This window comes from Asanoa siamensis (assembly GCF_016862555.1).
In the GTDB taxonomy this organism is placed as follows: domain Bacteria; phylum Actinomycetota; class Actinomycetes; order Mycobacteriales; family Micromonosporaceae; genus Asanoa; species Asanoa siamensis.
The window spans coordinates 58061-70776 of record NZ_BONE01000019.1 but is presented as its reverse complement, the minus strand read 5'-3'; the positions used below and the strand labels follow the sequence as shown (position 1 = coordinate 70776).

Below are 12716 nucleotides of genomic sequence, written 5' to 3'. Positions count from 1 at the left end.
ATGTCGCTCGAGTTGCCGGGTGAGCTGGTGTCGCTGTTGGGCGCGCTGGGTTACACGTGGCCGGAGGCCGACGAGGACAAGCTCTTCGAGATGGGCCAGGCGTGGCTGCGCTTCGGGTCAACGCTGTCGGATTTGACGGCCTCGGCCCAGGCAACGGCGGCGCCGGTCTGGTCAACGAACGCGGGCGCCGACATCACGGCGTTCCAGCAATGGTGGACCAACGAGGACAGCCCGCTGGCGAGCCTCCGGGACGGCCTGCCGGCCTCGACGTTGACGGGCACGGGCCTAATCATCTGCGGCACGATCGTGCTCGGGTTGAAGGTGGCGGTGATCGCGCAGCTGACAATCCTGGCAATCCAGATAGCCCAGGCGATCGCGACGTCACCGGTGACGTTCGGCGCGTCCTTGGCGGAGATCCCCATCTTCCAGGCGATCACCCGGACGCTCGTAGCCCGCCTCTTCGACGAGGTGATCAGCACCCTCCTCGAGGCCTAACCGTTGGCCAAGAGGAGATCCGGCGGCAAACTCATGCGTGCGGCGCTGGAATATCTGCGGAAAGCCAACCGGCGTGAGCGCCCTGGGCGCATGAGGCCGTGGGCGCGAGATCACGTCTTCAAGGGACACCATCACCCAGGCGCCATGTTGGGTGCGGGTTATCACTACCGGCCCGGTGGCAGGGATTGGCCGAACCGAAGGATCGACCCGGCGACCGTCACTCGCAACCGGGCCACCGGCACCTACCGCGCCAAGGTCCAGTACTTCGACCCGAAGGTGCCACCCAACGGTGCCTGGCGTGGCAAGTCCGGGTTCGGTGGCTTCAGCAGCTTCTTCCCCGATCACTGGACGCCGAGTGAAGTGGACAAGGCGATCAGCACCGCGTTCCAGCGTTCGAGTCCCATACCCGGCAGCAACCGATGGCGCGGCGACTACCGTGGGATCACGATCGAAGGTTTCTACCACAACGGCGACGTGGGACACGGCTGGCCGGTGACCTGATAGTGGAGCACTCAGTGAGCCTCATCAGCTTTTCCCTTGACCGCTACAACCTGCCGTTGTTCGAGGCGGCCGACGCGCGCCACACCGCGCTCGGTTCCTGGATCACCGGCGACATCTCGGTCTACTTTCCCGTCTGTCTCGACGCCTTGGCGGCCGTGGACGACGCAGCCAACGGGCGTCCGGTCGAGCCGTGGAGCAGCGACAACTACCACGTGTCGATCGACGCGAACGGCCTGCGGTTCAACAGCCCATATTCGAGTCAGGAGGGCGACTATCCGCTCAGCGAGGTCAGGCCGGTGCTCGAGGACTATTGGCGGTTTCTCGTTGCCCGTCCCGAGAACCCGGACCTTGTCCGGCCGTACTGGCCCGAACTGCCGGAATGGCAGGCCGAACTGCTCCTGTGGGAGCAAACCTGGGAGCGACGCCACCCGTACCGCGGCCGTCTTTTCTGATCCAGCGACTCACGAGCGGACCCATGACCTTCACCCGTTTCCGCCCCACGCGCGTCTGAGCGTGCGCGGCTGGCCGGGCCCATGACGATCGTTCGGTTCTGGGTCAGCGATCTGGGGACCCCGCGGTTCGAGGTTGATGATCAGCGTTTTCGGGCGCTTGGTGCGTGGGCCGTCATCGACATCTCCAGCTTGATGGGCGTGTGCCTCGGCGCCCTCGCGATGGTCGATGACGTTGCGCGCGGGCGCGCCGTTGAGCCGTGGAGCAGTGCGCATTACGACCTGACGTTGAACCGCCACCGGGTGATGTTCAGTAATCGGTGGGCCGATGACGAGCGCGGTGAGTACACCTTCGCGGAGTACCGGCAGGTCGTCGAGGACTACTTGAAATTTCTCGTCAGCAGGCCCGTGTCCGGGTACGTGCGTGACTACTGGCCGGAACTTCCCGAAGCGGAGGCCGAGGTGCGGCTCTGGGAGGAGACCTGGCACCGGGCGCATCCCTATCGCGGCCGTCTTTGTTGAGCGCGGTCCGCGCCCTTCGCGCTTATGGTGGGCCGCATGGATCTGGAGTTTGACGGCGAGATCTGGTTCTGGAGGGGGCCCGCTCCGTGGCATTTTGTGACTGTGCCCCAAGCCCATTGTGTCGAGATCGCCGCTAACGCTGATCTTGTGACCTACGGGTGGGGGATGATTCCTGTCGCTGTGCGGGTGGGGGCCACTGACTACACCACCTCGCTCTGGCCCAAGGATGGCGCGTACATCGTGCCCATCAAGACCGCCGTGCGGAAGGCTGAGCGGGTCGATGTCGGTGACACCGTGACGGTCCGGCTGACCTTGGACGTCTGACCCGGACCGTCACCGAGCGTCGACACCACTTACGCGGGCGTGTAGTTGAGCAGCACCGCGCGGTTGTCGAACGTGCGGGTTCCCACCAGGTTCAAGCCCTGGCGGCCTACCGGCAGCAGCGGCTTGCCGCCGCCGAGGGTGACCGGGTGGACGATTACCTGGATCTCGTCGATCAAGCCCAGGTCCGCCAGCACCGCGCCCATCGCCGAGCCGCCGTTGAGGAGCAGATCCTTACCTGGGCCGGACTTCAGGTCGGCCACCGACTCCGCCACGTTCGACGAGATCAGGCTTGCGTTCCAGTCGAGCGGGCCGCGCAGCGTACGCGAGAAAACGATCTTCGGGGTTGAGCGCCAGATCGACGCGAACTTCATGTCGTGCGGGTGGTCGGAGTCCGTGTCGGCGGTCGGCCAGTAACCGGACATCATCTCCCAGACGACGCGACCATAGAGGAACGTGTCGACGCGGTCGTGGACCTCGTCCGCGTACGCCGAAAGTTCCGGACCCATCGTCGTCCAGTCGAACTCGCCGTTCGGGCCGTCGATGAAGCCGTCGACCGACGTGTGCACCCAGTAGATCAGCTTGCGCATCGTGCTCCTCCTCGTGTGTTCCCTTCACCAACGAGGTCGGAGCCGTCCGCGGCCATTCGACAGCAACGGTCAGACAATTTCCACCGGGTCGCCGAGCGTGATCGCGCTCGGCTCGTCGGGCACCAGCTTGAGGCCGAACATCAGACCCTGGTCGATGTTGCGATGCTGGCCGAGCGCGCGGAGCGGCTGTTTGCCCTTCGCCGCGGTCTCCTGGTCGATCGTCGTCACCACGCAGCGGTCGCAGAGCCCGACCGCGCGGAACACCGCCGCGCCGATGCGTAGCCGGCCGCCGACCCACAGGTCCTCTGCCCACGGGCGCGCGCCCGACACGACCACGTTGGGCCGGAACCGGGTGATCGGCACCGGTTCGTCGCCCGCCTCCACGAGCCAGTCGTTCAGCGCGTCGAGCGAGGCCTCGTTGGCGAGCAGCAACGGCGACCCGTCGGCGAACGTCATCGGGCCCCAGGCGTGCACGGTGGGGTCGTGCTGGAACACGAGCCGCACGGGCCGGCCCAGGAAATCGCTCAGCCAGGCGTCGGCCTCGGCGCCCGCGGGCCGCGTCGGCAGCACGTCGGTCCGGCTCTTGAAGACCTTGACGCCCAGGTCGTACGCGGGTGATGGCTCCTGGATCGTGATCGGCTCGCGGCCCGGAGCCGCCAGTCGCAGCGCACCCGGCTCGACCGCCGCGCTCAGGAAGACGAGCGCGGCGGTCTCCCGCTGGGTCACGCCCACGCCGTCGGCATCGACGATCATCCAGCGGCGGTCACCGGCCAGGCCCCACGGCTCGACCCGCGCGCCGTCGTGGGTGACGCGGTGACAACCCTTCACGGGGTACGTGTAGATGGCGCCCAGTCGCATCGCTTCAGGGTGCCATCGACGCGGCTACCAGGCGAGGCCGATTCCGTCGCCCGGGAACCAGTGCCGTGACGGGGTCTCGCGGTAGGCCAGGAACCGGCGGCCGGTGCGTTCCGCGTGCTCGGCCAGCACGTTCGTCACGGTGACGTTGTCGGTGAGCAGCATGCCGCCCGGTGCCAGCTTGGCCTCGACGGCCTCGAACTCGCGCCGCTCGTGCGCCACGCTGTGGTCGCTGTCGTGCAGGAACATGTCGACCTTGCGGTCCAGGGCGCCGATGGAGGCGATCGAGTCGCCGATGACCAGGTCGACGACGCCGTTCCAGGGTGCGGTGCGGGCGAGATAGCCGGCTTCGGGGTTGATGTCGAGCGAGGTCACGGTGCCCGGCGAGCCCTCGGCCGTGTTGCGCAGCAGGGCCGCCGCCAGCACGCAGGTGCCCAGGCCCTTGTCGACGCCGGTCTCGACGACGTGCGCGGGGCGTTTGGCGCGCACGATCGCGTACCAGCCGATGCGCCTGGCGTATCTGACGTGCTTGTCGGCGAGACCACGACGGGCCGACGCGGCGGTGGCCGACTCGATGTGGCCGCGCAGCGCCGTGTCGTTGTCGATCTCGGCGAAATAGCCGCGGACCGTGGCGACCGGCACCGCGCAGGTGATGCTGACGAACCAGGCCAAATGCTCCCGGGACAACTTCGTCAGCTCGTACGTGTAGTTGTGGTGCTCGCGGGAGGTGAAGAGCCAGCGCACCGACGTGCCGATGACCCGGGCGTCGTAGCGGGCCACCCGGTGCAGCCGTTGGGGGAAAGCCGCGACGGGTGCCAGGGGTGTGCGGGCGATGGCTCGGCGAAGTCTCGTCCGGTTCACCCCGGAAGTTGTACCAGACGCTGTTAGCTGGATCACACAGCTAACCGTCATCGCAGTATCGCGTCTCGTACTTGTCTTTGAATACTTCTATGCATACGCTGCCCGATGTGAATGAAGGCGTTCGGGTGGTGGATCTCTTCCGTGGGGCGCGGCTGACGCCGACCCAGCGGCGGATCGTGCACTGCCTGGCGCAAAATGCCACGTCGGCCGCCTATCTGTCGGCGTCCGAGGTCGCCGAGTTGGCTCAGGTCTCGCAGCCGAGCGTGACGCGGCTGGCGCTGGCCCTGGGCTATGACGGCTATCCGGCGTTGCGGCGCAAGCTGCGGGAGCTGGTGAGTCCGCGGATCGACATCGGGTGGGCCCAGCCCGACGGGGACAACGAGTTCCAGCTGGCGGTGCGGTCCGAGGCTGACAATCTGCACGATCTGGCCGGTCGGCTGGGTGACTCGTCGCGACTCGTCGAGGCCGGCTCGCTGTTGGCCGCCAGCCGGCCCCTGCCTGTTCTCGGGCTGCGGTCGGCGGCGCCGCTGGCCGGCTATTTCGGATACTTCGCCGCCAAGGTCCATCCCGACGTGCGGTTGCTCGACACCGGGGGCAGCATGCTCGCCGACCGCGTCGACCAGGCGCGGGCAGCCGGGGCGACGGCGCTGCTGGCATTCGTGCTCCCCCGCTACCCGCGGGAGGCGATCGAGGCGCTGGCCGCCGCCCGGGCCGACGGTCTGTCGGTCGTGCTGATCACCGACTCCGCGGTCGGCCCCGCCGCCGACCATGCCGACGTGGTGCTGACCGCCGCCGTCGGCGCCCAACTCGTCTTCGACCTGCACGCGGCGCCGATGGCGCTGGCCATGGTGCTGCTGCAGGCCCTCTGCGACGCCGCCCCGGCCGAGTCGCAGCAGCGCCTCGAAGAGTTCGAACGTTCCGCGTCCCGCCGTCAGTTGTTCGTGAGCTAGGAGGCCGTTTATGCGTGCACCGCGTGGGAGCGCCATCACCGCCCTGGGGTGGCCGCAGGAGGCCGCCAAGCGGATGTTGATGAACAACCTCGATCCCGACGTGGCCGAGCGGCCCGACGACCTGGTGGTCTACGGCGGCACGGGCAAGGCCGCGCGCGACTGGCCGTCGTTCCACGCGCTCGTGCGTACGCTCGACACCCTGCGCGACGACGAGACCATGCTCGTGCAGTCCGGGCGGCCCGTCGGCGTCTTCCGCACCCACGAGTGGGCGCCCCGGGTGCTGCTGGCCAACTCCAACCTCGTCGGTGACTGGGCCACGTGGCCCGAGTTCCGGCGGTTGGAGAAGCTCGGACTGACGATGTACGGGCAGATGACCGCGGGCTCGTGGATCTACATCGGCACGCAGGGGATCCTGCAGGGGACCTACGAGACGTTCGCCGCCGTCGCCGAGAAGCGGTTCGGCGGGACGCTGGCCGGCACGCTGACGCTGACCGCCGGGTGCGGCGGCATGGGCGGGGCGCAGCCGCTGGCGGTCACGATGAACGACGGCGTCTGCCTGATCGTCGACGTCGACCAGACACGGCTCGACCGCCGGGTCGCGACCCGCTATCTCGACGTGGTGGCCGGGTCGCTGGACGAGGCTGTCGCCTTGTCTCTGGAGGCGAAGGCTTCGCGGCGCCCGCTGTCGGTCGGCGTGGTCGGCAACGCGGCGACCGTGTTTCCCGAGTTGCTGCGCCGGGGCGTCGAGATCGACATCGTGACCGACCAGACGAGCGCGCACGACCCGCTGTCCTACCTGCCGGAGGGCGTCGACCTCGCTGACGCGCCCGACTACGCGGCGGCGAAGCCGGAGGAGTTCACCGACCGCGCGCGGGCGTCGATGGCGGCGCACGTGGCCGCGATGGTCGGGTTCCTCGACGCGGGCGCCGAGGTCTTCGACTACGGCAACTCGATCCGCGGCGAGGCCCAGCTGGGCGGCTACGACCGGGCGTTCGCGTTCCCGGGCTTCGTGCCCGCCTACATCCGGCCGCTGTTCGCCGAGGGCAAGGGCCCGTTCCGGTGGGCGGCGCTCTCCGGCGACCCGGCCGACATCGCCGCGACCGACCGGGCGGTGCTCGACCTGTTCCCGGAGAACGAGTCGCTGGCCCGGTGGATCCGGATGGCCGGCGAGCGGGTCGCCTTCCAAGGGCTGCCGGCACGGATCTGCTGGCTGGGCTACGGCGAGCGCGACAAGGCCGGCGTGCGGTTCAACGAGATGGTCGCCTCCGGCGAGATCTCGGCGCCGCTGGTGATCGGCCGCGACCACCTCGACGCGGGGTCGGTCGCCTCGCCCTACCGCGAGACCGAGGCGATGGCCGACGGCTCCGACGCGATCGCCGACTGGCCGCTGCTCAACGCGCTGGTCAACACCGCGAGCGGCGCGTCGTGGGTGTCCATCCACCACGGCGGCGGCGTGGGCATCGGCCGCTCGATCCACGCGGGCCAGGTCTGCGTCGCCGACGGCACGGCCCGGGCGGGCCAGAAGATCGAGCGCGTGCTGACCAACGACCCGGGCATGGGCGTCATCCGCCACGTCGACGCGGGCTACGACCGCGCCGTCGAGGTCGCCACCGAGCGCGGCGTCCGCGTCCCGATGGCGGAGTGACCTGATGTCCAGCGACCTTGACCTGGTGCACACCTTCCGCGAGGTGTGGGCGGAGCTGTCGGGCATCGGCCGCGCACCGGACGGCGGCTACCTGCGCTTCGCCTGGTCGCCGGCCGAGGTCGCGCTCCGCGACTGGTTCCATGCCCAGGCCGCGTCCCGCGACATGCCGGTCACCCACGACGGCAACGGCAACCTCTTCGCCACCTGGTCTCCGGCCGCCGGGGCGTCGGGGGCGGTCTCCGGCCGCGGGGACGGCAACGGGCCCGGTGGGGTGTTGACCGGGAGTCATTTCGACTCTGTGCCGCATGGTGGGGCGTTCGACGGGCCGCTCGGGATCGTGTCCGCCTTTCTCGCGGTCGACCTGTTGCGGGCGCGGGGTTTCCGGCCCGCGCGGCCGATCACCGTGGCCGCGTTCGCCGAGGAGGAGGGGTCGCGGTTCGGGGTCGCCTGCCTCGGGTCGCGGCTGCTGACCGGGGCGATCGACCCGGCGCGGGCCGCCGAGCTCACCGACCGCGACGGACTCGCCCTGGGCGACGTCCTGGGCGCCGCTCCCGCCGGGGCGCGGCCCGACCTGGTCGCCGGCTTCGACGCCTACGTCGAGTTGCACGTCGAGCAGGGGCGCGCACTGGCCGCGCCGGTCGGGGTGGCCAGCGCGATCTGGCCGCACGGGCGGTGGCGGTTCGACGTCGAGGGCGAGGGCAACCACGCCGGCACGACGCTGATGAGCGACCGGCGCGACCCGATGCTGACCTACGCCTTCACGGTGCTGGCCGCCAACAAGGAGGCCCGGCTCCGGGACGCGCACGCGACCGTCGGGCGGGTCGAGGTCACCCCCAACGCGACCAACGCGATCCCGTCCGCCGTACGCGGTTGGCTCGACGCCCGGGCCGCCGACGAGGCGACACTGGCCGCGCTGGTCGAGGCGGTCGCGAAGAAGGCGACCGAACGGGCCGGGCGGGACGGCACCGGGATCCGGTTCACCGCCGAGTCGACGACCGGCGAGGTGCGGTTCGACGAGGGTCTGGCCGCGCGGCTGGCCGGGCTGCTCGGCGGCGTGCCGATCCTGCCGACCGGTGCGGGCCACGACGCCGGGGTGCTCTCCGCGCACCTACCCACGGCGATGCTCTTCGTCCGCAACCCCACCGGTGTCAGCCACGCGCCGGCCGAGACGGCCGCTGACGCCGACTGCGCCGCGGGCGTCGAGGCGCTGGCCCGCGTGCTGGAGGAACTGTCCAGCACGCCACTCGTTGATCATGACGAGGGGGTCGCAAAATGAGCGAGCGGAGCGAGCGAACTGGCCAGCTCAGTGATCGGAGCTCCTGCCGCTCCTCACGAAGTGAGGAGCGGGCATGAGCGATGGGCTGTGGTACGCCGACTGGGCCTGGTTGGGGTCCGACGAGGCGCCGACCGACCGGGTGGTGATCGAGGTGGTCGACTCGCGGTTCTCGACCATCACGGTCGGCGTCGCGACGCCGCCGGCCGGTGCGACCCGGCTCCGGGGGCTCACCCTGCCGGGGCTCGCCAACGCCCACTCGCACGCGTTCCACCGTGCGCTGCGCGGCCGCACCACCGACGACCGGGGCAGCTTCTGGACCTGGCGCGACCGGATGTACGCGCTGGCCGGGCGGCTCGACCCCGACCGCTACCTGGCGCTGGCCCGGGCGACCTACGCGGAGATGGCGCTGACCGGCATCACCACCGTGGGCGAGTTCCACTACCTGCACCACGACGTCGACGGCGAGCCCTACGTCGACCCCAACGTGATGGGCACGGTGCTGATCGAGGCGGCGGCGCAGGCCGGCATCCGGATCACGCTGCTCGACACGCTCTACCTGACCTCGTCGGCCGACGGTGCCCCGCTGGAGGGCGTCCAACGGCGGTTCGGCGACCAGGACCTCGACGCCTACCTCGAGCGGCTGGCCCGCCTCGACGACGCCAACGCCGACAACACCGAGTCGGTCCGGATCGGCGCCGCGCTGCACTCGGTCCGGGCCGTGCCCGCCGCCCTCCTCCCCGAGTTCGCCGAACGCACCGCCGGGCGCCCGCTGCACTTCCACCTCTCCGAGCAGCGGGCCGAGAACGAGGCCTGCCTCGCGGCCTACGGGCGCACCCCGACCGAGGTGCTCTCCGACAGCGGCATCCTCGGGCCGCGGTCGACCGCCGTACACGCCACCCACCTCACCGACCTCGACCGCACGCTGCTGGGCGACACCGGCACGGGCGTCTGCTTCTGCCCGACCACCGAACGCGACCTCGCCGACGGCATCGGCCCGGCCCGGGCGCTCGCCGACGCCGGCAGCCCGCTCTCGCTTGGCAGCGACAGCCAGGCCGTGATCGACCTGTTCGAGGAGGCGCGGGCGTTGGAGGCCGGCGAGCGGCTGCGCACCGAGCGGCGCGGCCACTTCATGCCGGCCGAGTTGGTCCGGGCCGCGTCGGTGGCCGGCCAGGCCGCGCTGGGGTGGGCCGACGTGGGCCGCATCGCGGTCGGCGAACGGGCCGACCTGGTCACGGTCGACACCGCGAGCCCGCGTACGGCCGGCGCCCCGCCGGTCGGTGTGCCGCTGGCCGCGACTGCCGCCGACGTCACCACGGTGGTGGTCGACGGGCGGGTCGTCGTACGCGAGGGGCACCATGTCCGGATAGACGTGCCGGCGGCGCTCGAAGAGGCGGTGAGCAGCCTGTGGTGACCTTCCTGGTCGACAACATCGGCGAACTGGTGACCAACATCCCCGGCACCGGCGAGGGTGGCCCGCTGGGCATCCGGCGCAAGGCGGCGGTGCTCGTCGAAGAGGGCGAGGTCGCCTGGATCGGCCCGAGCCGCTACGCGCCGGCCGCCGACCGGCGGATCGACGCGCAGGGCGGCGCGGTGCTGCCCGGCTTCGTCGACAGCCACGCGCACCTCGTCTTCGCCGGCGACCGGGCCGCCGAGTTCGCCGCGCGGATGGCCGGCGAGGCCTACACGGGCGGGGGCATCCGCACCACGGTCGCCGCGACCCGCGCCGCCGGCGACGACGTGCTCCGCGACAACGTGGCCCGGCTGCGGGCCGAGACGCTGCGCCAGGGCACCACGACGATCGAGATCAAGAGTGGGTACGGGCTGACGGTCGCCGACGAGGCCCGCTCCCTGCGGATCGCCGCCGAGTTCAGCCGGGAGACCACGTTCCTCGGCGCCCACGTGGTGCCGCCCGAATACGCCGACCGGGCCGACGACTACGTCGGGCTGGTCTGCGGGCCGATGCTGCGGGCGGCGCGCCCCTATGCCCGCTGGATCGACGTGTTCTGCGAGAAGGGCGCCTTCGATCCCGACCACGCGCGGGCGATCCTGACGGTGGGCAAGGACGCGGGCCTGGGTGTACGCGTGCACGCCAACCAACTCGGCCCCGGCGACGGTGTGCAGCTCGCGGTGGAGCTCGGGGCGGCCAGCGCCGACCACTGCACGCACCTGTCCCGCGACGACATCGACGCGCTGGCCGCGTCGCGTACCGTGGCGACGCTGTTGCCCGGCGCCGAGTTCTCCACCCGGTCCGCCTATCCCGACGCGCGGCGGCTGCTCGACGCCGGCGCCACCGTCGCGCTGGCGACCGACTGCAACCCGGGATCCTCGTACACCTCCTCGATGCCGTTCTGCATCGCGCTCGCCGTCCGCGAGATGGGCATGACGCCCGCCGAGGCGGTCTGGGCGGCCACGGCGGGCGGCGCCCGGGCGCTGCTCCGCGACGACGTGGGCGTGATCCGCCCCGGTGCACGGGCCGACCTCGTGCTGCTCGACGCGCCCACCCATCTGCACCTGGCCTACCGGCCCGGCGTCCCGCTGGTCACCAAGGTCCTGCACAACGGAGTCCCGCAATGACGACTGTCACCGTCCTGCCCACCGGCGTCACGCCCGCCGACGTCCATGCCGTGGCCCGCGGGGCCGCGCTCGTCGAGCTGCACCCCACCGCCGTCGAGGCGATGGCGGAGTCGCGGGCCCACGTGGACCGCATCGAGGAGTCGGGGCGCCCGGTCTACGGCGTCTCGACCGGCTTCGGCTCGCTGGCCAACACGTTCGTGGCCAGCGACCGGCGCGCGGAGCTGCAGCACGCGCTGATCCGCTCGCACGCGGCCGGCGTCGGCGCCCCGATGCCGCGCGAGGTCGTCCGGGCGATGATGCTGCTGCGGATCCGATCGCTGGCGATGGGCCGCTCCGGCGTCCGGCCGCTGGTCGCCCAGTCGCTGGTCGACCTGCTCAATGCCGACGTGACGCCGTGGGTGCCCGAGCACGGCTCGCTCGGCGCGTCCGGCGACCTCGCCCCGCTGGCGCACTGCGCGCTGGTGCTGCTCGGTGAGGGCTGGGTCCTCGACAAGTCCGGCACCCGCATCGACGGCGGCGAGGCCCTGCGCCGCGCCGGCCTGCGCCCGATCACGCTGGCCGCCAAGGAGGGCCTGGCGCTGGTCAACGGCACCGACGGCATGCTCGGCATGCTGCTGCTCGCGCTCGGCGACGCCGCGCACCTGTTCACGATGGCCGACCTGACCGCCGCCTTGTCGATCGAGGCGATGCTCGGCACCGACCGGCCGTTCATGCCGGAGCTGCACGCGATCCGGCCCCACCCGGGCCAGGCCACGTCGGCGGCCAACATCTACCGGCTGCTGCAGGGCTCGGCCATTATGGACTCCCACCGGGACGACCTGGTCCACGCGGTGCAGGACGCGTACTCGATGCGCTGCGCCCCGCAGGTGGCCGGCGCGGCGCGCGACACGCTCGAGTTCGCTACCCAGGTGGCGGGCCGCGAGCTCCGCTCGGTGGTCGACAACCCGATCGTCCTGCCCGACGGCCGGGTCGAGTCGACGGGCAACTTCCACGGGGCGCCGCTGGGCTTCGCGGCCGACTACCTGGCGATCGCGGCGGCCGAGGTCGGCGCCATCGCCGAGCGGCGGGTCGACCGCCTCCTCGACGTGACCCGGTCCCGCGAGCTGCCGCCGTTCCTGTCCCCGGACGCGGGGGTCAACTCGGGGCTGATGATCGCGCAGTACACGGCCGCCGGGATCGTCGCCGAGAACCGCCGCCTGGCGTCGCCCGCGTCGGTCGACTCGCTGCCGACCAGCGGCATGCAGGAGGACCACGTGTCGATGGGGTGGGCGGCGACCAAGAAGCTGCGTACCGTCCTCGACAACCTGACCAGCCTGCTGGCCGTGGAGCTGCTGGCCGCGGTGCGCGGCATCCAGCTCCGGGCGCCGCTCACCCCGTCGCCGGCGGGGGCGCTCGCGACGGCGGCGGTGGCCCGCTTCGCGGGCACCCCGGGCCCCGACGTCTTCCTGGCGCCGACGATCGAGGGTGCGCGCGCACTGGTCAGCGGACCGGACCTACGCACGGCGATCGAGACGGAGCTCGGCCCCCTGAGCTGACCGGCCAGTGCGGCGGCCCGGCGCCTGACCGGGCCGCCGTGGGCGCGGCGCAGTGACCGGGCCGCGCGGCGCCCGGCGCAGTGACCGGGCCGCGCGGTCCCCTGCCGCCGTGGGGCCGGCGGGTGACCGGGCCGCCATCGGC

The 12716-nt window shown here is 71.5% G+C and carries 14 protein-coding genes; 11 read left to right on the top strand and 3 right to left on the bottom strand.

All coding sequences use genetic code 11. The features are described 5' to 3' along the window. From Asi02nite_RS13920 to Asi02nite_RS13900, 5 genes are all read left to right on the top strand, one after another. Nucleotides 1–495, top strand: coding sequence for a WXG100-like domain-containing protein (locus Asi02nite_RS13920; RefSeq protein ID WP_203713107.1), 495 nt, complete (start codon nucleotides 1–3; stop codon nucleotides 493–495). A gap of 33 nt (nucleotides 496–528) precedes the next feature. Then, nucleotides 529–996, top strand: a complete 468-nt coding sequence (locus Asi02nite_RS13915) for an EndoU domain-containing protein (RefSeq protein WP_203713105.1) — start codon at nucleotides 529–531, stop codon at nucleotides 994–996. Between the two features lie 14 nt (nucleotides 997–1010). Next, on the top strand, nucleotides 1011–1448 hold the full coding sequence (locus tag Asi02nite_RS13910; RefSeq protein ID WP_203713103.1) for a hypothetical protein: 438 nt from the start codon (nucleotides 1011–1013) through the stop codon (nucleotides 1446–1448). A gap of 81 nt (nucleotides 1449–1529) precedes the next feature. Further along, nucleotides 1530–1967 (top strand): hypothetical protein, encoded by a 438-nt coding sequence (locus Asi02nite_RS13905; RefSeq protein WP_203713101.1) that lies wholly within the window; start codon nucleotides 1530–1532, stop codon nucleotides 1965–1967. 36 nt (nucleotides 1968–2003) lie between these two features. Then, on the top strand, nucleotides 2004–2291 hold the full coding sequence (locus tag Asi02nite_RS13900; RefSeq protein ID WP_203713100.1) for a DUF1905 domain-containing protein: 288 nt from the start codon (nucleotides 2004–2006) through the stop codon (nucleotides 2289–2291). Nucleotides 2292–2320: 29 nt separating this feature from the next. Here Asi02nite_RS13900 and Asi02nite_RS13895 read toward each other — a convergent pair whose 3' ends face one another. The 3 genes from Asi02nite_RS13895 to Asi02nite_RS13885 form a co-directional block, all read right to left on the bottom strand. Continuing rightward, entirely contained in the window at nucleotides 2321–2878 is a 558-nt protein-coding gene (locus Asi02nite_RS13895) for a dihydrofolate reductase family protein (RefSeq protein WP_203713099.1), read from the bottom strand. 69 nt (nucleotides 2879–2947) lie between these two features. Continuing rightward, nucleotides 2948–3736 (bottom strand): MOSC domain-containing protein, encoded by a 789-nt coding sequence (locus Asi02nite_RS13890; protein WP_203713098.1) that lies wholly within the window; start codon nucleotides 3734–3736, stop codon nucleotides 2948–2950. Nucleotides 3737–3760: 24 nt separating this feature from the next. Next, the gene (locus Asi02nite_RS13885) at nucleotides 3761–4594 is read right to left on the bottom strand and encodes a class I SAM-dependent methyltransferase (protein WP_203713097.1); all 834 of its coding nucleotides are present in this window, start codon (nucleotides 4592–4594) and stop codon (nucleotides 3761–3763) included. An 89-nt stretch (nucleotides 4595–4683) separates the two neighbouring features. Here Asi02nite_RS13885 and Asi02nite_RS13880 point away from each other — a divergent pair, with 89 nt between their 5' ends. From Asi02nite_RS13880 to hutH, 6 genes are all read left to right on the top strand, one after another. Then, nucleotides 4684–5544 (top strand): MurR/RpiR family transcriptional regulator, encoded by an 861-nt coding sequence (locus Asi02nite_RS13880; RefSeq protein WP_203713096.1) that lies wholly within the window; start codon nucleotides 4684–4686, stop codon nucleotides 5542–5544. A gap of 10 nt (nucleotides 5545–5554) precedes the next feature. Further along, nucleotides 5555–7189: a urocanate hydratase gene (hutU, locus tag Asi02nite_RS13875; protein ID WP_203713095.1), complete on the top strand. Its 1635-nt coding sequence runs from the start codon at nucleotides 5555–5557 to the stop codon at nucleotides 7187–7189. 4 nt (nucleotides 7190–7193) lie between these two features. Continuing rightward, nucleotides 7194–8465: an allantoate amidohydrolase gene (locus Asi02nite_RS13870; protein WP_203713094.1), complete on the top strand. Its 1272-nt coding sequence runs from the start codon at nucleotides 7194–7196 to the stop codon at nucleotides 8463–8465. 73 nt (nucleotides 8466–8538) lie between these two features. Then, a complete protein-coding gene (locus Asi02nite_RS13865) occupies nucleotides 8539–9876 on the top strand; it encodes a formimidoylglutamate deiminase (protein WP_203713092.1) in 1338 nt (445 codons plus the stop codon). Next, nucleotides 9873–11039, top strand: coding sequence for an imidazolonepropionase (hutI, locus tag Asi02nite_RS13860; protein WP_373312254.1), 1167 nt, complete (start codon nucleotides 9873–9875; stop codon nucleotides 11037–11039). Before Asi02nite_RS13865 ends, hutI begins: the two co-directional genes overlap by 4 nt. Continuing rightward, nucleotides 11036–12574, top strand: a complete 1539-nt coding sequence (hutH, locus tag Asi02nite_RS13855; RefSeq protein ID WP_203713088.1) for a histidine ammonia-lyase — start codon at nucleotides 11036–11038, stop codon at nucleotides 12572–12574. Before hutI ends, hutH begins: the two co-directional genes overlap by 4 nt. Nucleotides 12575–12716: the final 142 nt, after the last annotated feature.

Bases quoted from the DNA above. Each gene is read 5' to 3' on its own strand.
- Asi02nite_RS13920 (WP_203713107.1), top strand. From the start codon at position 1: ATGTCGCTCGAGTTGCCGGGTGAGCTGGTGTCGCTGTTGGGCGCGCTG.
- Asi02nite_RS13915 (WP_203713105.1), top strand. From the start codon at position 529: ATGCGTGCGGCGCTGGAATATCTGCGGAAAGCCAACCGGCGTGAGCGC.
- Asi02nite_RS13905 (WP_203713101.1), top strand. From the start codon at position 1,530: ATGACGATCGTTCGGTTCTGGGTCAGCGATCTGGGGACCCCGCGGTTC.
- Asi02nite_RS13900 (WP_203713100.1), top strand. From the start codon at position 2,004: ATGGATCTGGAGTTTGACGGCGAGATCTGGTTCTGGAGGGGGCCCGCT.
- Asi02nite_RS13895 (WP_203713099.1), bottom strand. From the start codon at position 2,878: ATGCGCAAGCTGATCTACTGGGTGCACACGTCGGTCGACGGCTTCATC.
- Asi02nite_RS13890 (WP_203713098.1), bottom strand. From the start codon at position 3,736: ATGCGACTGGGCGCCATCTACACGTACCCCGTGAAGGGTTGTCACCGC.
- Asi02nite_RS13880 (WP_203713096.1), top strand. From the start codon at position 4,684: ATGCATACGCTGCCCGATGTGAATGAAGGCGTTCGGGTGGTGGATCTC.
- hutU (WP_203713095.1), top strand. From the start codon at position 5,555: ATGCGTGCACCGCGTGGGAGCGCCATCACCGCCCTGGGGTGGCCGCAG.
- Asi02nite_RS13870 (WP_203713094.1), top strand. From the start codon at position 7,194: ATGTCCAGCGACCTTGACCTGGTGCACACCTTCCGCGAGGTGTGGGCG.
- Asi02nite_RS13865 (WP_203713092.1), top strand. From the start codon at position 8,539: ATGAGCGATGGGCTGTGGTACGCCGACTGGGCCTGGTTGGGGTCCGAC.
- hutH (WP_203713088.1), top strand. From the start codon at position 11,036: ATGACGACTGTCACCGTCCTGCCCACCGGCGTCACGCCCGCCGACGTC.